The sequence below is a fragment of the Massilia aurea genome (assembly GCF_024753205.1).
Taxonomy (GTDB): domain Bacteria; phylum Pseudomonadota; class Gammaproteobacteria; order Burkholderiales; family Burkholderiaceae_D; genus Telluria; species Telluria aurea.
The window spans coordinates 103,998-125,239 of record NZ_JANUGZ010000006.1 but is presented as its reverse complement, the minus strand read 5'-3'; the positions used below and the strand labels follow the sequence as shown (position 1 = coordinate 125,239).

At 62.0% G+C, this 21,242-nt stretch carries 19 protein-coding genes; 10 read left to right on the top strand and 9 right to left on the bottom strand.

Features of this window, described 5'->3' with window-relative positions; genetic code table 11:
* Positions 1 to 20: 20 nt before the first annotated feature.
* The 8 genes from epsG to NX775_RS22160 all read left to right on the top strand — a co-directional run bounded on the left by epsG (position 21) and on the right by NX775_RS22160 (position 9,043).
* The gene (epsG, locus tag NX775_RS22195; RefSeq protein ID WP_258837953.1) at positions 21 to 926 is read left to right on the top strand and encodes a chain length determinant protein tyrosine kinase EpsG; all 906 of its coding nucleotides are present in this window, start codon (positions 21 to 23) and stop codon (positions 924 to 926) included.
* A gap of 104 nt (positions 927 to 1,030) precedes the next feature.
* Complete coding sequence (locus tag NX775_RS22190; protein WP_258837992.1) at positions 1,031 to 2,002, top strand: beta-1,6-N-acetylglucosaminyltransferase; 972 nt, start codon at positions 1,031 to 1,033, stop codon at positions 2,000 to 2,002.
* Complete coding sequence (locus NX775_RS22185; RefSeq protein ID WP_258837952.1) at positions 1,989 to 3,062, top strand: glycosyltransferase family 2 protein; 1,074 nt, start codon at positions 1,989 to 1,991, stop codon at positions 3,060 to 3,062. Before NX775_RS22190 ends, NX775_RS22185 begins: the two co-directional genes overlap by 14 nt.
* 81 nt (positions 3,063 to 3,143) lie before the next feature.
* The gene (locus NX775_RS22180; protein WP_258837951.1) at positions 3,144 to 4,538 is read left to right on the top strand and encodes an O-antigen ligase family protein; all 1,395 of its coding nucleotides are present in this window, start codon (positions 3,144 to 3,146) and stop codon (positions 4,536 to 4,538) included.
* On the top strand, positions 4,535 to 5,740 hold the full coding sequence (locus NX775_RS22175; RefSeq protein WP_258837950.1) for a glycosyltransferase family 4 protein: 1,206 nt from the start codon (positions 4,535 to 4,537) through the stop codon (positions 5,738 to 5,740). Before NX775_RS22180 ends, NX775_RS22175 begins: the two co-directional genes overlap by 4 nt.
* An 81-nt stretch (positions 5,741 to 5,821) precedes the next feature.
* Positions 5,822 to 6,688, top strand: coding sequence for a hypothetical protein (locus NX775_RS22170; RefSeq protein ID WP_258837949.1), 867 nt, complete (start codon positions 5,822 to 5,824; stop codon positions 6,686 to 6,688).
* Positions 6,688 to 8,121: an MOP flippase family protein gene (locus tag NX775_RS22165; RefSeq protein ID WP_258837948.1), complete on the top strand. Its 1,434-nt coding sequence runs from the start codon at positions 6,688 to 6,690 to the stop codon at positions 8,119 to 8,121. The genes NX775_RS22170 and NX775_RS22165 overlap by 1 nt, the downstream gene beginning before the upstream one ends.
* A gap of 61 nt (positions 8,122 to 8,182) precedes the next feature.
* Entirely contained in the window at positions 8,183 to 9,043 is an 861-nt protein-coding gene (locus tag NX775_RS22160; RefSeq protein ID WP_258837947.1) for a glycosyltransferase, read from the top strand.
* A 1-nt stretch (position 9,044) separates the two neighbouring features.
* Here the strand turns inward: NX775_RS22160 and NX775_RS22155 are convergent, their stop codons facing one another.
* The 6 genes from NX775_RS22155 to NX775_RS22130 form a co-directional block, all read right to left on the bottom strand.
* A complete protein-coding gene (locus NX775_RS22155) occupies positions 9,045 to 9,911 on the bottom strand; it encodes a glycosyltransferase family 32 protein (RefSeq protein ID WP_258837946.1) in 867 nt (288 codons plus the stop codon).
* Between the two features lie 48 nt (positions 9,912 to 9,959).
* Positions 9,960 to 10,841 (bottom strand): beta-1,6-N-acetylglucosaminyltransferase, encoded by an 882-nt coding sequence (locus NX775_RS22150; protein ID WP_258837945.1) that lies wholly within the window; start codon positions 10,839 to 10,841, stop codon positions 9,960 to 9,962.
* Between the two features lie 78 nt (positions 10,842 to 10,919).
* Positions 10,920 to 11,951, bottom strand: a complete 1,032-nt coding sequence (locus NX775_RS22145; RefSeq protein WP_258837944.1) for a glycosyltransferase family 4 protein — start codon at positions 11,949 to 11,951, stop codon at positions 10,920 to 10,922.
* Positions 11,952 to 11,992: 41 nt separating this feature from the next.
* Entirely contained in the window at positions 11,993 to 13,144 is a 1,152-nt protein-coding gene (locus NX775_RS22140; RefSeq protein WP_258837943.1) for a WecB/TagA/CpsF family glycosyltransferase, read from the bottom strand.
* Entirely contained in the window at positions 13,131 to 14,267 is a 1,137-nt protein-coding gene (locus NX775_RS22135; RefSeq protein WP_258837942.1) for a glycosyltransferase family 2 protein, read from the bottom strand. The genes NX775_RS22140 and NX775_RS22135 overlap by 14 nt, the downstream gene beginning before the upstream one ends.
* Positions 14,268 to 14,628: 361 nt before the next feature.
* On the bottom strand, positions 14,629 to 16,026 hold the full coding sequence (locus NX775_RS22130) for an Atrophin-1 multi-domain protein (protein ID WP_258837941.1): 1,398 nt from the start codon (positions 16,024 to 16,026) through the stop codon (positions 14,629 to 14,631).
* Positions 16,027 to 16,039: 13 nt separating this feature from the next.
* Between NX775_RS22130 and NX775_RS22125 the strand changes: the two genes are divergently transcribed.
* Both NX775_RS22125 and NX775_RS22120 read left to right on the top strand, forming a co-directional pair.
* A complete protein-coding gene (locus NX775_RS22125; RefSeq protein ID WP_258837940.1) occupies positions 16,040 to 16,516 on the top strand; it encodes a hypothetical protein in 477 nt (158 codons plus the stop codon).
* A gap of 318 nt (positions 16,517 to 16,834) precedes the next feature.
* Positions 16,835 to 17,599, top strand: a complete 765-nt coding sequence (locus NX775_RS22120; protein ID WP_258837939.1) for a hypothetical protein — start codon at positions 16,835 to 16,837, stop codon at positions 17,597 to 17,599.
* A 12-nt stretch (positions 17,600 to 17,611) separates the two neighbouring features.
* Here NX775_RS22120 and NX775_RS22115 read toward each other — a convergent pair whose 3' ends face one another.
* The 3 genes from NX775_RS22115 to NX775_RS22105 all read right to left on the bottom strand — a co-directional run bounded on the left by NX775_RS22115 (position 17,612) and on the right by NX775_RS22105 (position 21,226).
* The gene (locus tag NX775_RS22115; RefSeq protein WP_258837938.1) at positions 17,612 to 19,195 is read right to left on the bottom strand and encodes an Atrophin-1 multi-domain protein; all 1,584 of its coding nucleotides are present in this window, start codon (positions 19,193 to 19,195) and stop codon (positions 17,612 to 17,614) included.
* Between the two features lie 61 nt (positions 19,196 to 19,256).
* On the bottom strand, positions 19,257 to 20,051 hold the full coding sequence (locus tag NX775_RS22110) for a thymidylate synthase (protein WP_258837937.1): 795 nt from the start codon (positions 20,049 to 20,051) through the stop codon (positions 19,257 to 19,259).
* Between the two features lie 41 nt (positions 20,052 to 20,092).
* Positions 20,093 to 21,226 carry a threonine aldolase family protein gene (locus NX775_RS22105; RefSeq protein ID WP_258837936.1) on the bottom strand — a complete coding sequence of 378 codons (1,134 nt, stop codon included), beginning with the start codon at positions 21,224 to 21,226 and terminating at the stop codon, positions 20,093 to 20,095.
* Between the last annotated feature and the right edge of the window lie 16 nt (positions 21,227 to 21,242).

The following is a 21,242-nucleotide window of genomic DNA, read 5'->3' as shown; positions in this document are numbered from 1 at the left end:
ATCAGCATGGAGCGTCCACGATGAATTCCACTACCCCAGCCGTCGCAGTGACGGGCCAATCCGCACGTGGCGAGCGCGCCGCCAGTCACCAGTCGCACGACTCGATCGGCGCCATCCTGATCCGCAACGGGCGCCTGTCGGTGGCCGACGCCGACAAGGTGATGCGTGCCTCGATCGAACGCAATCTGCGCTTTGGCGACGCCGCTGTCGAAATGGGTCTGTTGACCGCTGCCGACATCGAGCTGGCCTTGTCGCGCCAGTACGATTATCCGTATCTGCTGGCCGGCCAGAGTGCCATCAGCGACGAAGTCGTTGCCGCGTACGAGCCGTTCACCGCGCGCGTCGAATCGCTGCGCGCGCTGCGCAACCAGTTGCTGTGGCGCTGGTTCGAAACGGGCGACGAGCGCCGCGCACTGGCGATCACCAGTGCCGAATCAGGCGATGGCCGCAGCTTCCTGGCCGCCAACCTGGCCGTGGTGTTTTCGCAGCAGCACCAGCGCACCTTGCTGATCGATGCCGACCTGCGCGCGCCGCGTCAGCACGCGCTGTTCGGGCTGGAAAACCGCGCCGGCCTGTCGGCCGTGCTGGCTGGCCGCAGCGGGCACGAGGCGATCCAGCGCGTGCCGGCGCTGGTCGACCTGTCGGTGTTGACCGCCGGCGCGCTGCCGCCGAACCCGTCCGAACTGCTGGGCTCACCGGCCTTCGGCCGCCTGCTGCGCGAACTGGGCGCCGATTACGACGTGATCCTGATCGACACGCCGGCCGGCGCCGAGTACGCCGACGCCCAGGTGGTCGCCAGCCGCGCCGGCGCCGCCGTGATGGTGGCGCACAAGAACCATAGCCACTACAAGAAGATGCGCGATCTGGTCGACCTGTTGACCGACGCGCGTGTGCATCTGGTGGGAACGGTGCTCAACGAGTACTGATCGATGATGACGATGCCCCGCTTCACTAGCCGCCGCGTGCGCCCCCGAGTGCCGATGTTGCCCCTGTTGCGTTGTGCCTGCCTGGGCATGGTGCAGGCTTGACTGTGCGAATCGCGTACCTGATCCTCGCGCACGACCAGCCGGCGCATCTGCAGCGGCTGGTCGCGCGCTTGAGCGCGCCCGGTGCCGCGTTCTTCGTGCACATCGACGCGAAGTCGGACCTGGCCGCATTTGCCGCACTGGCCCCGGCGGTCACGTTCTGCAAGCGCCGCGTCAACGGCGCCTGGGGCGATATCTCCCTGGTCAAGGCGACGCTTGAATTGATGGCGTGCGCAGCAGCCGCGCCAGGCGGCTTCGATCGCTATGTGTTGCTGAGCGGCGCCTGCTATCCGCTGTACACGCCCGCGGATATCGAGGCGTTTTTCGAGCGCCATCGCAGCACCGAGTTCATCGAGACGTTCGCGCTGCCTGACACCAGGTATGGCAAGCCGCTCGAGCGCATTACCCAGGTGTCGATCCGCAAGAGCAAGCCACTCAGGCGCTTTCGCTGGCCGCTGCAGAATTTTCTGAACAGGGTGCTGCCGCTGCGCGACTATCGCAAGGTATTGAAAGGCGAGCTGGTCACCGGTTCACAGTGGTGGTGCTTGAGCGGCGACGCCGTGAAGTATGTGCTGGACGTGACGGCGCGCGCGCCGCAGGTGTACCGGTTCTGCAAGCTGGTCGATTGTCCCGATGAATTCTATTTTCAGTACATCCTGTGGAATTCGCCGTTCAGGCAGAACATCAGCCACAGCCTGACGTTCACCCGCTGGTCGCCTGGCAAGACGGGCCCGGATGTGCTCGATGCGGGTTATTTGCCCCGGTTCGCGGGGCCGGTGATCCACGCATCGGAGTTCAAGAACAGCCCTGGCGAACGGCGCCAAGTGCTGTTTGCGCGCAAGTTTTCCGCAGCATCTGCGCCCGTGCTCGACGCGATCGATGCGATGGCGGCAGGGCGCCAGCCGGCCATGCGCGGCGAAGAAGAAATCAGCTCTAAAAAATCAGCTTTAACTAAGGTAAAGAATGGCACGAATTGATATTTTACTGCCAGTGAAAAACGGCAAGGACTACCTGGCGGAAGCGATCGACAGTGTCATCGCCCAGACCTACACCGACTGGCGCCTGCTGGTCCTTGATCACGGTTCGACCGATGGCAGCGTCGAGATGGCCCAGGCGTATCATGCGCGCGACCCGCGTATCGAAGTCCATTCGTTCCCGCAGGCAAAGGGCTTGTCCGGCCTGTTAAATTGCGGCATCGACATTGCCGACTGCGAATTCATCATGCGGCATGACGCCGATGATATTTGCCTGCCGGACCGCATGGCGCTGACGCTGGCCGCGTTCGAGGCGCAGCCCGAATGCATCGTCGTCAGTGGCCAGGCCGACGTCATCGACGCTGCTGGTAACAAGCTCGACGATTTGCGCCTGCCGGTGGGCACGGCCCGCATCGGCGCGGCCAGCCTGTTCCGTAATCCGGTGTCGCATCCGGCCTCGACATTGCGCTTTGACCCGGTCCAGAAGATGGGTGTGCGCTACGGCATCGACATCCTGAAAATCCTGCCCGAGGACCAGCGCATCGATGTGCCGTCGCTGGCGGAAGACTATTTCCTCTTCGGTCAGCTCGCGATCCTGGGCAAGGTCACCAATCTGCCGCAGAAACTGCTGAAGTACCGCTGGCACGGCAAGAACGTCAGCATCACCAGTTTCACCGAACAGATGGAAGTCTCGCTGGCGATTTCGCGCTCGCTGACGCGCTCGTTCTGCACGATGCACAACTTGCCGTGGTTCGATCCGGCGCCGTTCTGCAACCACGGCGGCATCCTGATGGACGTCGGTGGCAAGCGCAACTTCGACGCGGAATTCGAGAACATGGCGCGCAGCGTGCGCAAGGTGTTCGGCGCGTCGCCCGAGATCGAACGCGAACTGCGCTACCGCAAGGCGATTTCCACCCGCAACTGGGCGTCGCTGCTGTGGCGCTTCAACCGCTTCCGTTCCGGCGATATCACGGAAACGGGCGAGTGGCACGCGGTGCGTGGCTGGCTCGTGCGCCGTTATCCGGGCAAGCGCCGCATCCGCGTCGCGCCGCAACTGGTCTAGTGGCAGCAGGGAATGGTGAACAGATCAGTGCAACTGCTTAACTGGCTGAGGGAACCCTTCGGCGTTCCGACCTGGACCATCATGGCCCTGGTCGTCCTGAGCCTGTCCGTCGGCGCCGTGATCCCCATGTTTGGCGACAGCATGGGGTATCAGTTCGGCCGCCTGGCGGCGCTGCCTGCCTTGCTGTTGCTGGGTGTGCTGCTGATCTACGACTATAAAAAACTGGTGATGCTGATCCTGTTGTTCCGGTCGGTCGGCGACATGGTGCTGGAATCGACGCAGTTCGGTATCGGCAGCGTGCGCATGGGCATTGGCGGCCTGATCAACCTGTTCGTGATCATCATCGCGTGCATGATGGTGATGGAAAAGCCGAAGGCGTTTCCTGGCCGGCTGGCGCGTTTCTGGTTGCCATTTGTCCTGATGATGAGCGTGGGCCTGGTGTTGTCGTACGAAAAGACCAATGCGCTGAAAATGTATCTGGGCATCGTGTCCAACTTCGCGATCTTCATGATTGCGATTTACATCGTCCGCTCGAACGAGGACTTCAACAAAGCCATCCGCCTGGTGATGTATTCGTCGCTGCTGCCCACGCTGTATGCCGTCGTCGATATCGCGCTGCATATGCGCGGCGGGGATTTTCGCCTGCAGTCGACGTTCTCGCATCCGAACGTGCTGGCCTTCTACCTGACGCTGGTGCTGGTACTGGGGCTGTATATGCTCAAGAGCCCGCTGTACAACATCACGCCGCGTGGGCGCATCGCTATCTGCATTTATATGCCCATGCTGATGCTGCAGCTGTTGCTGACCCAGACCCGCAGCGCCTGGCTCGCGACTTTCCTCGTATTCGTGCTGTATGCGCTGATTTTCAAGCGCAGCTATTTGTTGTACCTGCTGTTGCTGCCGCTGCTGCTGTTCGTGCCGTCGGTAAACGAACGCCTGATGGACCTGGGGCAGGGCAACGAAGTCGTGCGCAACGCGCAGCTCAACTCGTTCGCGTGGCGCGTGATGCTGTGGGAATCGGCCATCGGCTGGATGGAAACGAAGCGCATGCTCCTCGGCTATGGACTTGACGGCTTTGGTTACCACGTGGGGACATTCTTCCCGATGGACCGCACGATCCGGTGGGATGCCCACAATGTCTATGTGCAGTTCTTCTTCGAGATGGGCGCCGTTGGCTTGCTGTGCTACCTGTGGCTGTACGCCCGCGTGCTGGGCACGCTGCGCGCACTGGCCCGCATCGATCCCGTGTCCGGGTTCCTGATGCTGGCCATCGTGATCCAGTATCTGATCGTGTCGTTCTCGGACAATATGTTCCGTTACCTGGTATTCAACTGGTACCTCTGGTTCATCGTCGGCGGCGCATGCGCGCTGGTGAACCTGCATCCAGGCAGCAAGACGCGCACGGCCAGGGCCGGCGCAGCGCGCCACGGGGCCGGTCTGTCTGGCCTGCCGGGCAATCATGAAGGAAAAGTATGAACATCGCGTACCTGGTGAACCAGTACCCCAAAATCAGCCACAGTTTCATCCGACGCGAAATCCTGGCGCTCGAGCGCCAGGGCTACAAGGTGCAGCGCCTCGCCATGCGTGGCTGGAAAGACGAATTGCGCGACGAGGAAGACGTCCGTGAGCGCGCCCTGACGCGCTATGTACTCCAGGACGGCGCCGTGGCGATGGCCATGGACGTCGTGCGCATGGCCGTCAAGCGGCCAGTCCGGTTTGCGAGGGCGCTGGCGCTGGCCTGCAAGATCGGCATGCGGGCCGATCGCCCGTTGCCGCTGCACCTGATCTACCTGGCAGAAGCCTGCCGGATCGTGCCGTGGATGGCGGCGCATGGCGCACGCCATCTGCACGCGCACTTCGGTACCAATTCAACCGAAGTAGCGATGCTGGCGAGCATGCTTGGTGGCCCGGCCTACAGCTTCACCGTGCACGGGCCGGAAGAATTCGACAAGCCCGAACTGCTGTGGCTGGGCGAAAAGATCCGCCGTTCGGCGTTCGTGGTTGCCGTCAGCTCGTTCGGGCGCAGCCAGCTGTTCCGCTGGGCTGCATATGCCGACTGGGCCAAGGTGCAGGTGGTTCACTGCGGCATCGACCCGGGTTTTCACGCGGTGCCGCCGCGCCCGAGTCCGGCTGCCCCGCGGCTGGTGTGCGTCGGCCGCCTGTGCGAGCAAAAGGGCCAGATGCTGCTGGTGCGCGCGGTCCAGGCCGTGGTGGCAAAAGGGATTCCGATCCATCTCGTGCTGGCCGGTGACGGCGAAATGCGCGGCGAGATCGAGGCGCTGATCGCCGCCAGCAATCTGGGCAGCCACATCAGCATCACTGGGTGGATCAACGGCGACCAGGTGCGCGAAGAAATGCTGTCAGCGCGCGCCATGGTTTTGCCGAGCTTTGCCGAGGGGCTGCCGGTTGTGGTGATGGAAGCGATGGCGCTGCGTCGCCCGGTATTGACTACCTACATCGCCGGCATTCCCGAGCTGGTGCGCCATGGCGAGACGGGCTGGCTGTTCCCGGCTGGCGACGTGGAGGCGCTCGCTGCCGCGCTGGAAGCGTGCCTGGCGGCGACGCCGGCGCAGCTCGAGGCGATGGGCGAGGCCGGTCATCAGCGCGTGCTGGCGCGCCACGCTGTCGACACCGAAGCGGCGAAACTGGCGCAGTTGATGCGCCAGACCGGGGCTTGATGCACATGCTGGCGGGCCCGTTGGCCCGCTGGCGCCGCTCGCTCACGACCGCAATTTTTTGGCACTCCGAGAACACGATTCATGATTAGCTGGACAAGAGATATCTACCTCAAGCTGCGCTGGCGTTTGAAAATGCTGGCGCTGCACACCAGGCGCGAACTGGACTGGCTGACACAAGGCCGGCGCTATGCGCGCCGCCAGCGTGCCGGCACCGGCGTGATCGTCTCGCTGACGTCGTATCCGCCACGTTTTGGCACGCTGCACCTGACACTGAAATCGTTGCTGTCGCAGTCCCATGTGGCCGATCGCACCATTTTGTGGATCGCGCGCGGGGATATGGCAGCGCTGCCACCGGCAGTGACGAAGCTGCGCGCCGCCGGACTGGAAATCATTCCCTGCGACGACCTGAAGTCGTACAAGAAAATGATCCCGTTATTGCAGCAGGGCTGCAACGCGCCGATCGTGATTGCCGACGACGACGTCCATTACTGGCCGGACTGGCTGGCGCAACTGATGGCGGCGCGCGATCCGGCCCGGCTCGAGGTGATCTGCCACCGGATGCACCGCGTGAAGCTGGGCGCCGACGGGCTGCCTGTCGCTTACAACGAATGGGAGTTCGAAACGGCCAATCGCGAATCGAGCACATTGAATTTCCCGACCGGGATCGGCGGCGTGCTGTATCCGCCGAATGTCTTCGGTCCTGAAGTACTGAATGTCGACGCCTTCACGGCCCATTGCCCGCGTGGTGACGACATCTGGTTCTGGTGGATGGCGCGTGCCAATGGCGCCACCTTCAAGCGCGTGCCGCATCAACAAGACATCCATACCTGGGAAGGTACCCAGGAGGTCGCACTATGGAAAGACAATCTGGGCGCCATGATGAACGATAACCAGATCCGGGCGATGATCGGTGCCTACGGCTTTGATACAGAAAGAAAAACAACATAATGTCTGCAATGTCCAATGCGCGATGGCTGACGCTGTCGCAGGCTTCAAGAATCGTCTTGCAGCTCATCTCGCTGACCATTCTCTCGCGGCTGCTGCCGCCTTCCGAATACGGGTTGCTGGCAATGGCAACCGTCGCCACCAATTTCGCCTTTCTGCTGCGCGACATGGGCACTGGCGCGGCCGTCGTGCAAAAGGAGAACCTGACCGAGCAAACCACGAGCACCGTGTTCTGGCTGAACATGGCGATGGGATTGTTCCTGACGCTGGCCCTGGTCCTCGCATCGCCATTCCTGGCGGCTTACTTCCGTATCGACCGGCTCGCACCGGTTCTGTGCCTGTTGTCGATCGTGTTTCCGATCACCAGCGCCAGTGCCGTGCACCAGTCGCTGGTGGAGCGCCGGTCCGGCTTCAAGACGCTGGCGCGCATCGAGATCGTGTCATCGGTCGTCGGTCTCACGGTCGCGATCACGCTGGCCTATCTGGGCTATGGCGTGTACAGCCTGGTGTGGAATTCACTGGTCTCGGCGGCGCTCTCGTCCACGCAATTGTGGCTGGCGAGTCCCTGGCGGCCCAAGAAAATCTGGAGCGCGCCTGAACTGCGGTCCTTGTGGGGCTTCAGTGGCAATCTGACCGGTTTTAATTTCATCAACTTTTTCGCCCGCAATGCCGACAGCCTGGTGATCGGCCGCGTCCTGGGTTCGGTGCAGCTGGGCATCTATGGCCAGGCCTACAAAGTGATGATGTTCCCTTTGCAAAGCATGAGCTATGTCGCTGGCCGGGCATTGTTCCCGGTAATGAGCCGACAGCAGGCCGAGCGGGACAAAATGGCGCACCTGTATTTCCGCGCCCTGGCCATGATCGCCACCTTGACGGCGCCCATGATGGCGGGTCTGTGGGTTTTGCGTGAGCCGTTCGTTGCCATTGCACTGGGCAAGCAGTGGGCGCAGGTCCCGATCATTCTCGCCTGGCTGGCGCCGGTCGGCTTTCTGCAATCCTTGATTTCCACGACGGGTTCGGTGTTCATGTCGACCGGCCGCACCGATCTGATGATGCGGCTGGGCTTGCTTGGCTCGGTCCTGCAGGTCGGCAGCTTTTTCATCGGTGTCAATTGGGGCATCGAGGGCGTTGCTGCCTGCTATCTGGTCGCCAATATCCTGAATGGTGTTCCGCACTTCTATTACGCGACGCGCGAATTGCACACCAGCCTGGCCGGCTTGTTGCGCGTGATCTGGCAGCCGGTGATGTTCTCGATGGTGATGGTCGCGGTGATTTATCCGCTGTTCAACATGCTGTCGAACGGCGGCCATGCGCCACAGACGATCCTGATCGCGGTCACCATAACGGGCGCCGTGATCTACGGGGCATTGACCATGCTGTTTTCGAAAGCAGTGGTACAGAGCTGCAAACAAATGATTGGCATGAAGGCCGGGTGATCGTGCCCGGCATGCTGCCCATCCCGCGCTGCTACACCTTATCGAGATCGACGACGTGCATATGGAAAACCTGATTACCGTTTATATACCCACCAAGAACCGCCTCGATCTGTTGAAGCGCGCCGTCAATTCGGTGTTGTCGCAGACGCATCGGCCGATCGAACTCATCATCGTGTCGGATGGGTCGACCGATGGCACGTGCGACTATGTGAACGGGCTGGACGAAAACATCGCGATCACGCTGATTCACAACGACACGTCGGTGGGCGCCTGCGCGGCGCGCAATCTGGCCATTCAGGTGGCGCGAGGGGAGTTCATCACCGGTCTGGACGACGATGATATTTTTCTCCCGCACCGACTGGCGACCTTTCTGGCAGCCTGGCGACGCCAGCAGGAAAGCGGCCTGCGCTTCTCGTGCCTGTTCGACCGGCGCATCGTCAACGACGGCGACAGCGTGGCGCTGTGGGACACGCAGGCGTCGGTCTCGGCCGAAGAGATCGTCCAGTCGAACGCTGTCGGCAACCAGGTGTTTACCACGCCGCAGCGCATGAAGGACGCCGGCGCCTTCGATCCGGCGATGCCCGCGTGGCAGGACTGGGATATGTGGGTGCGGCTGATCAAGACCGGTGGCCCGGCGTACAGCATTCAGGCCAATACCTACATCATGGATATCTCGCACGAATTCGAGCGGATCACCAAGAAGTCGTCCGAGAAAATCGTTCGCGCTGCTCACCTGTTTTATGAAAAGCATTGCCAGCCCGGTGACCGGGCCGGCTTGCTGTATTCATTGGCAGGGTACGACCAGATACGGCTGACGCTCAGCGATCTGGGTGTCATGCTGCGTTCAAAACATGCCAAATTCGCGCTGAAGAAAATCAGGGCCGGCAAGTTCAAGATGTCGCTCGCCAATTCGATCCGCTAAGCTAAGTCGGTCGACCGATCAGTTTCTTCAGCTGGCGCTTGATCAGCGCCTTGGTTTGTACTTTGAAGTGGCGCAGCTTGCCGACGACGGTCCAGAACGTATTGAGCCTGACGATCGATTCCGTCAGCCGGTAATAGTGGGATGTGAACAGCTTGGCGTGGCTGCGCTGATTCAGGATCGAATACACGAGGCCACTCTCGCGGCTATCGATCAGCCGGTACGGCTCGGTCGCGGTCAATGGATGAATCGCCAGTGTATAGGCGACCGGCCCGGTCAGCCTGAACGTGCCATGCGCACCGGTGTCGTTGCGCCACGGCAGATAGCGATCGATATTGGCCAGCACCGACAGGATCACGGCGCGCAAGAAGGGGTGGCCCGGCGCGCAGATGATGTGCCATTGCTGGTATTCGCCGCGGTCGATATGGGCGAGTTCGCGGTGGATGCCCCAGCCAAGGCGGTCCAGGTTATCCGGATCGTCCCATTGCCCCAGCAGATAGCGATCCGACGGCTTGATGAAGTCGTCGAATGGGCGCGTCATCGTGCTCTTGATGTCCAGGTAGGCGCCGCCGACTTTATACAGCAGCAGATAACGGAACAGGTCAGCGCGCGCTGCACCGTAGTTTGGATTGATGCGTTCGTAATAGCGCAGGATCTTTGCGCCGTAGTGCTCCAGAATGAATTGCTTCATCATGGGCTCGTCGTACCGGGTGTGTGTCCAGTCCGGATTAAGCCGCTTGATGAAGTCGACGTTGTTCGCCAGCTCTTCGGTAAAGGTCCGTGCACCAAAAAAGCATTGGTGGATCTGCTTGGGAATGGCGTCCCCCATCGCGAAGACAGGGATGTCGTATTTCTCGGTGCGGTTAGCCATAGCGTGCTTCGTGTTCAATAAATCTTCTCCTGATGCGGTCTGCTGCCTTCAGGCGCAGCCATCCATTGCCTGCAACAGCGCGGCGTCACTGTCGCTGAATTTGCGCGCGAACATCATCGGCCCACTGCCGTAGACATCGTCGGCGCCAAATTGCGGTTTGGTGCGGAAGTAGTCCACGTGTCGTGCAGACATATTGGCCGGGCTGGCGCCGCCTGCGCTCCAGTCGGTGTAGGTCAGATTGCGCCTGACGTTGGCCATCAGCGGTGAATTGCCCAGGATCGTATGCAGGAATGTTTCGTCCGCATATTGGGTCCCCTTGAAAAACCGCACCAGTGCCGGATGCCCGTCCGCGTAGTCGACGAGGTATTCGCACGCCGCCCGCGTGAGCGCCCACCAGGTCGACCCGCCATACGGTTTCAACGCTCCCAGCGCAGGCTGATAATCGCGTACGCGCGGGATGATGCGGGCTTTGAGCAAGACGCGCAGGGTCAGGCGGTGCAGGGGCGACAAGGTCGGGCGCAGCGTGTAGGTGGTCAGGCGCGCCAGTGGTTTGCCGGCTGCTGCAGAGGGCATTGGCACGAGATTGATGTATTCGGCGGCCGGCTGGTCGGCGAAGAACGCGTTGATGGATGCTGTTGGCCACAACGGATAATCCACGCCACTGAGCAGGACGAAACGTGTGAAGGGGCCCGCCGCCAGTGCGTTTTTCATCAACAGCAGAATCGCTTCCACCTGAGAGAAGTCGCCCCAGTGCACGGCAACTGGCGCCGGCAATAGCGTGACGTCATCCGCCTTCAGGTGTGCAAATGCACGCTGGTCGGCTTTTTTGTCGACGTGGATGAAGAACGCCGTTCCATCCGAGCGCAGGCGCGCGATCAACCGCTGCAAGTGTGCGGGGTTACCATGCGCCAGCAATAAATAAGCAATCAATTCGGTCTCCGTGTACACCACGATGAAATAGTCGTCCAGACGCGGACGCCGGCACGTTGTTCAACTTCCAGGGTCAAGTCAATCGCGGCGTGGCTGCCGACTGGCCAGTTGCGTCATCAACTCAGTCAGGCGCGCGGCGGCCGCCGGGAAGGTGAATTTGTCGAGCGACGCCTGGCGCGCATTGCGCGACAGCGCGCCCCGCAGTGCGGCGTCTTCCCAGACCGTGCGCAGTGCGTTCACCATGGCCGGTACATCGTTCGGTGGCACCAGCAAACCATCGACGCCGTCGACGACATAATCATTGGTGCCGGCGCAGTCAGTGGCCACCATGGGCACGCCGCGCATCATCGATTCGATCACCGTCACCTGGCCGGAGGGCGCATTCACGTCCGCGATCGGAATGACGTTGACGCGCGAGTGCAGCGCCAGCTGGTGGCATTGCGCCAGCGTCAGGTTGGAGCGAAAGCTCACGCAGGGCGGCGCCTGGATATGGGCGGTAGCGTGCGTCCCGGCGACGATGATCGTCTTGTAGCCCAGCTGCCCGGCGGCGTCGGCAAGCAGCGCGTAATCGCGGTTGGCCGTGCCCAGCGCAACGATATACGGGTCGTCAAGCTCGTCCGTCCAGATGGCGGTATCCGGCAATTCTGCGCTGAGCGGCACGAACACGAAGCGCTCGCGCGGCAGCTGCAGCCAATTGCTGTAGATGTCGATTTCGGCGCGCGAATGCACGACGAACAGGTCCACAGCCGGCAGGCAGAAGCGAGCCAGCTTGCCCTTGATCCCGCCATAAGGCTGGGCCAGGTTGAAGCACCACGCGATCAGCGGCACGTTCTTGCGGCCACTGAGCGTTTTGAGCAACGCGACAATGACGGCCAGCTGCGGAAATGCCGTGACGATGCCGGTCGGGTGCTTGCCGAACGTTTGCCTGAAACCCCGCCAGCCGTGGCGCAGGTAATCGAACCACTCGCGGCGCGACGACACGGCGCGCGAACGGTCGTGATCGTAATCGGCCGGCACCTGCCGGGTGCGGTGCAGGCGCGCGTCGATGAACGGCATCAACCAGCCAGGCCAGGTAGTCTTAACGAACGGCGACAATACGAGCCAATCCATGCTGCACGATCCAATCAAATGAAAACCAAGGGTTGCCGGTATCAGGCCACGGAACCAGGAAGGCCACGGAGCAGGAAGTCGACATTCTGCAGGCGCATCGTGCGGCGCAGCGAAGCGCTGCCAGCGTCCACGTTCAGGGCCATGCCTGTTCTGCTCTGATGCCCGTACAACAGCAGCAGCAGGCCAAGCGCAGCGCTGTCGAGGCTGCAATCTTCGCGCAACACGATATGCATCCGGCGTGGCTGCGCTGTAGCGCGCGCGAGGGTAGTGCGCAGTATGCCGAGCGCGGCGTCGCGCCAGGCGCCGCCCAGAGTCAGCGTGTACAACTGACCATCGTCGCTTTCCTGCAGGACAGGCGCAACGGTGGCCGCGCGCAGACGCCGCGCATCCAGTGCCGCTGGCAATGCGCGCGTGGTGAGCAGGCGCACGAGCGCCATGCCGTCGCTCCAGTAGCGCCGCCAGAGTGCGGGTTCTTCCTTGATGCGCCACAACCACTCCAGGCCCAGCCGGCCCACGAGCGAAGGAGCGCGGCTGACGGTGCCTGCGACAAAGTTGACCACCGCACCCAGATGACTGACGAGCGGCGTGTCCAGCGCGGCCAGATTGTGTTCGATCCACGCCTGACCGCGCTTGGCGCCCAGCGACACGACGAGCAGGTCGGCATGGCTGGCGTTGATGCGTTCGATGATGGCCGGCGTGCTCATGTCTTCGATCGTCCCGAAGCCTGGCGAATACGCGCCCACGCAGCGCATGCGGCCCTCACCGGCGTTGAGTACATCGGCTGCCTGCTGCGCGACGCCGTCCGGCCCACCGAAGAAAAACACACCCAGCGGCATGGCGCGCTGATCGCGCAGGCGTTCGAAGACGGTCGCCCCCGCAACGCGGTCCGTAAACGGCAATCCCAGCAACTTTGCCAGCCACACGACCGGCATGCCGTCCGCGAGCGACAGCGACGAGCGCAGCACCGAGTCGCGGAACACCGGATCTTGCTGGCTGGTGATCAAAAAGTTCAGATTGGGCGTCGAGAAAAAGCAGCGCTCGCCACTGCCAGCGCGCGCCAGCAGCAGATCCACGGTTTGCTGCATATCCAGCGCGTCGAACGGCAGGCCCAGCACGCAATACACGGGGCGCGTGAAGTCGGTGACGACAGGCGCACGGTCGTGCGGGGTCAGCACAAAATTATTCACTGTCACGTTTTGACCTCACCCATGAAACTTGACGACGGAACAGAAAGCGGAAATACAGCGGTATTTTCGCCAGAACATACACGACAGCCAGTGCCAGTTCTTTGCCGCTCAGCACCGTGCGGCCATGGCGCCACCACGACAGCAGGATCGCCACGCCAAGCGCGGCGCCTGCCAGCACGCCCAGCAGCAGCGGCGCTATCGATCCCCCGGCCAGGGCGAGCAGCAGGCTCAATCCCGTGATCGCGCAAACCAGCAGCACCAGCAGCGCCAGCGGCGGCACACACAGGTCGAGGCCGAACGCAAACAGGCTGGCACTGCGGCGGCGGATGGCGCCAAGCAGCGCAGCCGGGGCGGCGCTGGCAATGACGCTCAGATGACCGTGCTCCCAGCGCGTACGCTGGCTCTGTACGCCTTCGGCGCTGCTCGGGAAATGGCTGTATACCAGCGCGTGCGGACAGAACATCGGCGGGGTGCCGGCCAGCGCCAGGTCCAGTCCGAGCTTCATGTCTTCCACGATATGGCCGGTCGCGAGATTGGCACTGCGGATCGTTTGCCATGGAAACGCCATGCCGGTGCCCATCAACTGGCATGGCCAGCCGAGCCGGAACCAGCCCAGCGGTCGCACCTTGTTCTTCACCAGCCAGGCAAATTCGGCGATTTTTTTCAGCGGTCCGCTACCGGCCGGCGCGTGCATCAGGTACAGCGCCTGTACGGGCCGGCCATGGTGGGCGGCCAGCGTTGCCAGGCGCGCAATCGCGCCTTCGCCAACGATGCAGTCGGCGTCGACAATCACGACAACGTCCGGCGGCGCGTCGGCCAGGGCAGTCACGCCGAAGTCCAGGGCATAGCCCTTGCCGCGCAGTTGCGCGTGGCTGCGCTCGATGACCTGGGCGCCGGCCTGACGGGCCACCTCGGCAGTACCGTCGGAACAATTGTCGGCAACGACCAGGATGCGGTCTTTGGGGCTGAGCTGGTGTTGCAGGCTCGACAGGGTAGCGAGCAAGCCCGCTTCTTCATTGTGGGCGGGTATCAGGACTGCAACGCTGGGACGCGAGCCGGGCACGGATGCTGCGCTGCGCACGGGCCGCCAGGCCAGTACTGCCTGAGCCAGCAGGACTGTCACTGGCACCAATATGATGCACAGCAACATCAGCAAGGCGATCGAAAACGCATGAATCAAGGGAATGTTTTCCTAAAATGGATGGCCGTGGCCCACGAGGCTGGAAACGGTGGCTGCGACATCAACGCCGCCAGGCGGCCACACCCGCAACCGTGGGGCTGGACGCGCTATTTGCCGTTATTATGATCAACAGCAATATCATAAGCGAAATTTCAGATGCATGAATAGTAACGAACACACATTCCGCGTTATATCGGGGGCGTCAGCGCAGCCACGCGGCCCCGGCCTGCGGTGGGCATGTTGATCGATGACGGACATTGACGAAAAAAAGCCGCGCTATCAGCGCGGCTTGTGGGAGATAAATTTAGGGTCAGGTTGACGGAACCAGTTCAGCCTTGACAGTCGACGGACCATTGGTGCCGCTGGTCGCGATCAACACCATCGAGGCATTGGCCGGCCACAGGATGCGCACCGATTTTCCATCGACGAGGTCCCAGGTGTCGTGCGTGAACGTGTTGCCCGATTTGACCTGCAGTCGCAACCTCGCGCCGCCAGTAGCACGCACCGTGAAGTTGACATACGTGCCCGCTTCCGGCCTCGCCCATTTCACCGGGGTCAGACCAGTGTTATTGGCGTTCACGTAGACGGTTGACGTCGTCGTTGCGGCGAACGAGAAATTCTGCGCGATCGGATCATAGTCGCCCGTGCCCGTACCGGACTGCCTGTACCACCCGCCGCGCATCGAGAGGATGTTCATGCTCTGCTGCGTCGCGCTCCTTGCGGCCCTGATGTCGCCGTTGCCGTCGACCCAGGCTTGCGCCGAGGTCACCTGACGCAGGCTGGCGCGGATTTTGTCGAGCTGATCCGCAATCGAATTGTCCCAGCCTTTCGGCATCAGGTTGAAACCGGCATCGTTTTCGACATAGATCACGAATGGCGTGCCTGTATTCCGGTCGACGACGTAGGCGCCGTACAACTTGAGTGTTTCGACAATCTTCTTCAGGTCCGGGTTGACAATCGCACTGCTGTCGAAATTCGGTGGCAGCATCAGCAGGGAGCCCTGTGGAATCGTGCCGGTGTTGGCAGACGCCGAATTGTCCGCTGCCGTCGCAGGAAACACATAGGCGGGATTGCTGACGCCGTCGGCCAGGGCGTTGAACGTCAACGACATGGCGAGCGCATGAGGATAGGCGGCCAGGCCGTCCTTGATTTCATGCTTGCGGATCAGCCCTGCGGAAGCGGGGATACCGACTGCGCGTGCACCCTGGTAGTAGTGCGAAGGATCGCCCCAGCCAGTCCCGCCCAGTTTGCTCCAGGAGTACATCGCCGCAGTCCAGCGGCCATTCTGCTGCTTCAACTGCCAGAAGGAATGGACGATATTCGTGACCGGATCGACGATATCGGCGTGGCCATCGCTGCCGGATGCCGGCAACACGGTCGCCGGCCAGCGAGGCAATGTGATGACGCGCTTGGTGCCACTGTCAGGGTCAGCAACACCGACCGTATTGGTCTCGGTCGAGCCCGTCCCGACGACAGTCATCGGCGAGTCCGTCGCCGCGGCGAGGAAGACGCCCGTGGAGTAGGCGCCGGAGGCCACCGTCGGGAAATAGCTGGATTTCGGAATTTCCCACGTACCGAATACCGGATTGAGCGGGCGCGAATTCCACAGTGAATTTGCTGCATATGGACGCAGATATGTGCCAAAAACGCCATCCCGCGCACTCGACGAGGGCGCTTGTGCGGAGGAAGGCTCGGTCGCAGGCGCCACGGATGGACTCACCGTGGACGATGCGGGAGCGGTGACCGGCGATACCACCGGTTCGCTCACGGGCAGGCTGGCGCTGGCTGCTGGCGCGCTCCCGGCAGGCGCGGCTGTCGAGGAGCCACCAGTGTCGGTGACTGGCTTCGTCGCCGCAGCGACCGGCGTTGGGATGTTCGATACGCTTTGTGCTGCGGTGGCAGAGCCGCTGCCCGTACCGCCGCCGCCACAAGCCACCAGCGACGTGCAAATGAGTGTGGAGACGACCTTGACGGTCACCGTACGTGAAAAGAGTGTCATATGGGTATCTTCAATATCAGGGAGTATCGGATGCGGTATCAGGCTCTTCGCTCTCAGCCTGTTAGATGACACCAATATTACTGTAGGGAAAACAATTCCACACGGCAAAAAAGATTTTTATGAGAAATTATTGGGGATTTGCAACAGAAGATTGACCATATTGCTATGGGCATTAAGAAAGTATTACGGATCGATGTGATCGAATTGAAACGAGATGCCGCCGGGGCTTGTGTTTCTCATAAACGACTTTGCAAAGACGTCAGCACTGGCGATAACGAATGCAAGCGCGTTAATACGCAGCGTGGAATTGTAATGACAGACAATTTTATTTCAGCGCCTGGCGCGGGGGTGCCGGCAATACCGCCAAGATGCCAGAACGGCCATCATCAGACGCGGCAGGCCAATCATTGGTATTGCAATCCGCCAAAAACGTGCTGGCTGCGGCAAGCGTAACGCGCTAAGATGTAGAATTGACAACAAACTGGCAGGGCCGGATTGGCCTGAGCGTGAGGAAACCATGTCGCACCCGAAAAAACCCAATGTAATCCTGATGTCTGCAACGATCACGCCATCGAAAGACATGCCTGGTTCGACCCGGATGGATCCTGCCATCCGCATGAACGACTATATTGAAGCCCTTCGGTATTACGAAACGGTGGCGCCGCACGTCGCGGACCGGATCGTGTTTCTGGAAAACTCCGATACTGATTTGACCCCGCTGAAAAACGCATTACAGCGCAAGTCGCACAAGAACGTGGAGTTCATCAGTGTCAGTTCTGACTATCCGCCATCCAGAGGCAAGGGATATGGAGAATTCCGGATGTTTGATGAAGGCTTGCTCGCCAGTAACCTGATCAAGGCGGACGATCACGTATGGAAGGTCACCGGGCGATTGAAAATTTTGAATATCGAGCGATTGATCTGCTCGGCGCCAGCCGACTACGAAGTGTATTGCGACCTCAGGGATGTACCGCTGATTGGCGAGTCGTTGGGTGGTAATCTCTGGATGGAATTGCGGACCTTTGCATTCCGTCGCGATGCCTACGACCGGTATTTCCGCGGAGAGTTTGATAAATCATTTGTACTGGAAAAGAAATTCTTCCAAACCATGAAAGAAGAATTGCAAAAGCCCAATAAGCAGATCATTCCGCGTTTTCGGGTGCAGCCGGTGATCGATGGTTATTCCGGGTATTCCAACGCGAATTATCGCAGTGCCAGTTACAGGGCAAAAGAGAAACTGCGCATGGTCGCCCGCACCATCGCGCCGGGCTTATGGTTGTGATGGCGGCCGCTCTCAAGGCAGCCTGGTCAGCGACGCCTTGACGGACGACGCGCCGCTGGCGCCGCTGGTCGTGGTCAGGGTCAGCTTGGCGTCCGCAGGCCATACGAACCGCCGGGACTGCCCGTTCCCCAGGTCTTTGGTCTCCTCGGTCACGGCGCCATTGCTGCTGACCTTCAGGCGCAACGTGGCGCCGCCCGTCGCACTGACCGACAGCTCGACCTGAGCGCCTTCTGGCGGCTTCGCCCACGTGACGCGGGTGAGGCCCGCATTACTCCCATTGACATACACGGTCTTGCCGCTCGCCGGTTCGAACACGAGACGCTGTCCGGCAGTGTCGTAGGTGGCCGTGCCGGTGCCCGACTGGCGCGACCATGGGCCCCGCATCGACAGGATATTCATGTTCTGCTGCGCCTTGATCGCCGCATTGGCCGGGTTGCCGTTGCCATCGGTCCAACCCTGGACCGCCGTTACCTGGCGCAGGCTGGCGCGAATCTCGTCGAGCTGGCTGGCGATCCTGCCATCCCAGCCCGTGGGCATCAGGTTGAAGCCGGCATCGTTTTCAACATAGATCACGAACGGCGTGCCGGTGTTGTAATCGACGACATAGGCCCCGTACATTTTGAGCGTCTCGACGATCTTCTTCAGGTCGGGATTGGTGATCTCGCTGCTGTCGAAATTGCGTGGCAGCATGATCAGCGCGCCCTGAGGAATGGCGCCGGTATTCGCCGCTGCCGTGTTGTCGGCCGAGGTCGCGGGAAAGATGTACGCAGGGCTGGTGACCCCATTGGCCAGGCCATTCTTCGTCAGTGACATCGCCAGCGCATGCGGGTAGGCGGCCAGACCATCCTTGATTTCATGCTTGCGGATCAGGCCAGCCGACGCCGGAATGCCCACCGCCCGCGCGCCCTGGTAATAGTGCGCGGGATCGCCCCAGCCATTGCCGGACAGCTTGCTCCATGAATACAGCGCTGCCGTCCAGCGGCCATCCTTCTGCTTCAACTGCCAGAACGAGTGGATGGTCTGCGTCACCGGGTCAACGATGTCGGCATGGCCATCCGTGCCCGAGGCCGGCAACACGCCTGCAGGCCAGCGGGGCAGGGTGATGACGCGGTTGCCGCCATTGTCCGGGTCGGCAACCCCCACCGTGTGCGCATCGGTGGAGCCAGGCCCGACGATGGTCATGGGCTTGTCCGTCGTCGATGCAAGGAACACGCCGGTCGAATAGGCGCCCGACGCGACGGTAGGGAAGTAACTGGACCTGGGAATCACGAACGTGCCGAACGTCGGATTGACAGGCCGCGCATTCCACAAGGACGTGGCTGCGTAAGGGCGCAGATAACTGCCAAACGGCGCAGCGCTTGCACTCGTACCTGTGGATGCTTTTGCCGCGCTCGCGTGCGCCACGGTGGCGCCATGCACGGACGCCCCGATGGGGCCGGCTTTCCCCTGCACGGGCAGGTTGCCGCTTGCCGGCGCTGCATCGGACAGGCCGCCGTGCCCGCTGGTCGCGGGACCGGATACATCACAGGCGGTCAGCGCAGTACAGACCAGGGGAGCAAGCAAGCGCAGCATCAGCGCGTTCGGTGGAAATGTCATGGGGATCCCGTCAGGTTGTGGTGGCGGGCGCCATGGCGCCCGCCTGTCAGGCCGGTCGTCGTCAGACAGCGACCGGCGCCTTGATGCCAGGATGCGGGTCGTACCCGGTGATCTCGAAATCGTCGAAGCGGTAGTCGAACAGCGAGTCAGGTGTGCGCTTGATGACCAGTTGCGGCAACGAGCGCGTCTCGCGCGACAGTTGCAGGTCGACCTGCTCCATGTGGTTGGCGTACAGGTGGCAATCGCCGCCGGTCCAGATGAAGTCGCCGACTTCCAAGCCGGCCTGCTGCGCCATCATGTGGGTCAGGATCGCGTACGAGGCGATATTGAATGGCACGCCCAGGAAGATGTCGGCGCTGCGCTGATACAGCTGGCACGACAGCTTGCCGTCGGCCACGTAGAACTGGAACAGTGCATGGCAGGGCGGCAGCTTCATCGACGGCACGTCCGCCACGTTCCAGGCCGAGACGATCATGCGGCGCGAATCGGGCGTGGTGCGGATCTGCTCGAGCACCTGCGCGATCTGGTCGATGTGCTCGCCGGTGGGCGTGGGCCAGTTGCGCCACTGGTAACCGTACACAGGCCCCAGATTGCCGTCGGCGTCGGCCCATTCGTCCCAGATCGATACACCGTTTTCCTTCAGGTAGGCGATATTGGTCGAGCCCTGCAGAAACCAGATCAGTTCATGGATGATCGACTTCAGGTGCACTTTCTTGGTCGTCAGGAGCGGGAAGCCTTCCTGCAGATTGAAGCGCATCTGGTAGCCGAATACCGAGCGGGTGCCGGTGCCGGTGCGGTCGGTTTTGGTGGCGCCATGCTGCTGGACATGGCGCATGAAGTCGAGATATTGGCGCATTGCGGATTGTGTGATGAAGGAACTAACAACCCGTCATTCTATCATCCGGTGCAAACGGGGTCGCTCGGGGCGCCGTGGCCGGTAGCCGGTGGCGCGGCCAAGCGGTCGACAAAGCGCTGCAACGCCAGGCGCAGCGCGTCATCAGGCATCGCCAGCAGGTTGTCTCCCACGTAGATTTCGACGACGCTGGTGTCGGGCAGCGCGCCATGGGCGGCGCGGTTGTACATCCAGATACCATGCTCGGCCGCCAGCGCGTCGCGGATCGCCAGTGCGGCGTCGCGGGATACGGGCAGGTGCAGGTGCAGCATATTCGCCTGGGGCGCGGCCGGGTTCACGCGGATCGCCGGGTGCGCCCGCAGCGCGGCATACAAGTGCTGCGTGCGCCTGAAATAATCGGGCATGGCCGCCAGGCGCGCGTCGAAGTCCATCGCGGCCGCCACCACGTACGGCGAGCGGTGAATCACATTGCCGCCCTGGCGCCGGAACCATTCGGCGCAGCGCGCCACGAACTCGCTGCTGCCGGCCAGCATCGCGCCGCCCAGGCCACCCAGGCCCTTGTACAGCGACACATACACCGAATCGAAGCCGGCCGCGATCTGCGCCGGGCTGCGCCCGTAGCCGGCTGCCGCTTCCCACAGGCGCGCACCGTCCATGTGCAGGTGGATGCCCCGCTCACGGCAGCCGCGCTTGATCGCCTCGAGTTCGTCCCAGGGCGAGAGCTGCCCTCCAATCTCCCGCATCGGAATCTCGAGGCCCACGGCGCCCAGGCGGTCCGGCACGTCCAGCAGATCGGCGGCCGTCCATGGCCGGTGCCGGTCGCCCACGGGCAGCGCCTGGAAGTGGTCGAGTAACTGGTAGTTGGCGCGTTCGTGGACGAAGATATGCGAGGTCGGGTGCAGCGCCACCAGGCGGCTGGCGCGCTCGAGGCAGGCCAGGCGCAGCGCCGTCACCTGCGCCATCGTGCCGCTGACGCAGAACACGGCGGCCTCGAAGCCGAGCGTGGCCGCAACCTTGGCCTCAAACGATTGAATCAGGTCGCCATTGCCATACACGTCGTGGTCGATGTCGTGCTGCTCGCACCAGGCGGCCATCGCTGCGAAATGTTCGGCAGGAAGGCGCTGGCGATGGCCGGGGAAGATCGTGTGGCAGCGGCGCTGCAGGGCGGTTTCTGACAAGGGGCACTCCGAAGGA

Coding starts and splice junctions, on each gene's coding strand:
- NX775_RS22110 (WP_258837937.1), bottom strand. CDS start 20,051: ATGCGCCAATATCTCGACTTCATGCGCCATGTCCAGCAGCATGGCGCC.
- NX775_RS22155 (WP_258837946.1), bottom strand. CDS start 9,911: ATGGCTAACCGCACCGAGAAATACGACATCCCTGTCTTCGCGATGGGG.
- NX775_RS22170 (WP_258837949.1), top strand. CDS start 5,822: ATGATTAGCTGGACAAGAGATATCTACCTCAAGCTGCGCTGGCGTTTG.
- NX775_RS22180 (WP_258837951.1), top strand. CDS start 3,144: ATGGCCCTGGTCGTCCTGAGCCTGTCCGTCGGCGCCGTGATCCCCATG.
- NX775_RS22165 (WP_258837948.1), top strand. CDS start 6,688: ATGTCTGCAATGTCCAATGCGCGATGGCTGACGCTGTCGCAGGCTTCA.
- NX775_RS22175 (WP_258837950.1), top strand. CDS start 4,535: ATGAACATCGCGTACCTGGTGAACCAGTACCCCAAAATCAGCCACAGT.
- NX775_RS22185 (WP_258837952.1), top strand. CDS start 1,989: ATGGCACGAATTGATATTTTACTGCCAGTGAAAAACGGCAAGGACTAC.
- NX775_RS22120 (WP_258837939.1), top strand. CDS start 16,835: ATGTCGCACCCGAAAAAACCCAATGTAATCCTGATGTCTGCAACGATC.
- NX775_RS22115 (WP_258837938.1), bottom strand. CDS start 19,195: ATGACATTTCCACCGAACGCGCTGATGCTGCGCTTGCTTGCTCCCCTG.
- epsG (WP_258837953.1), top strand. CDS start 21: ATGAATTCCACTACCCCAGCCGTCGCAGTGACGGGCCAATCCGCACGT.
- NX775_RS22145 (WP_258837944.1), bottom strand. CDS start 11,951: ATGGATTGGCTCGTATTGTCGCCGTTCGTTAAGACTACCTGGCCTGGC.
- NX775_RS22160 (WP_258837947.1), top strand. CDS start 8,183: ATGGAAAACCTGATTACCGTTTATATACCCACCAAGAACCGCCTCGAT.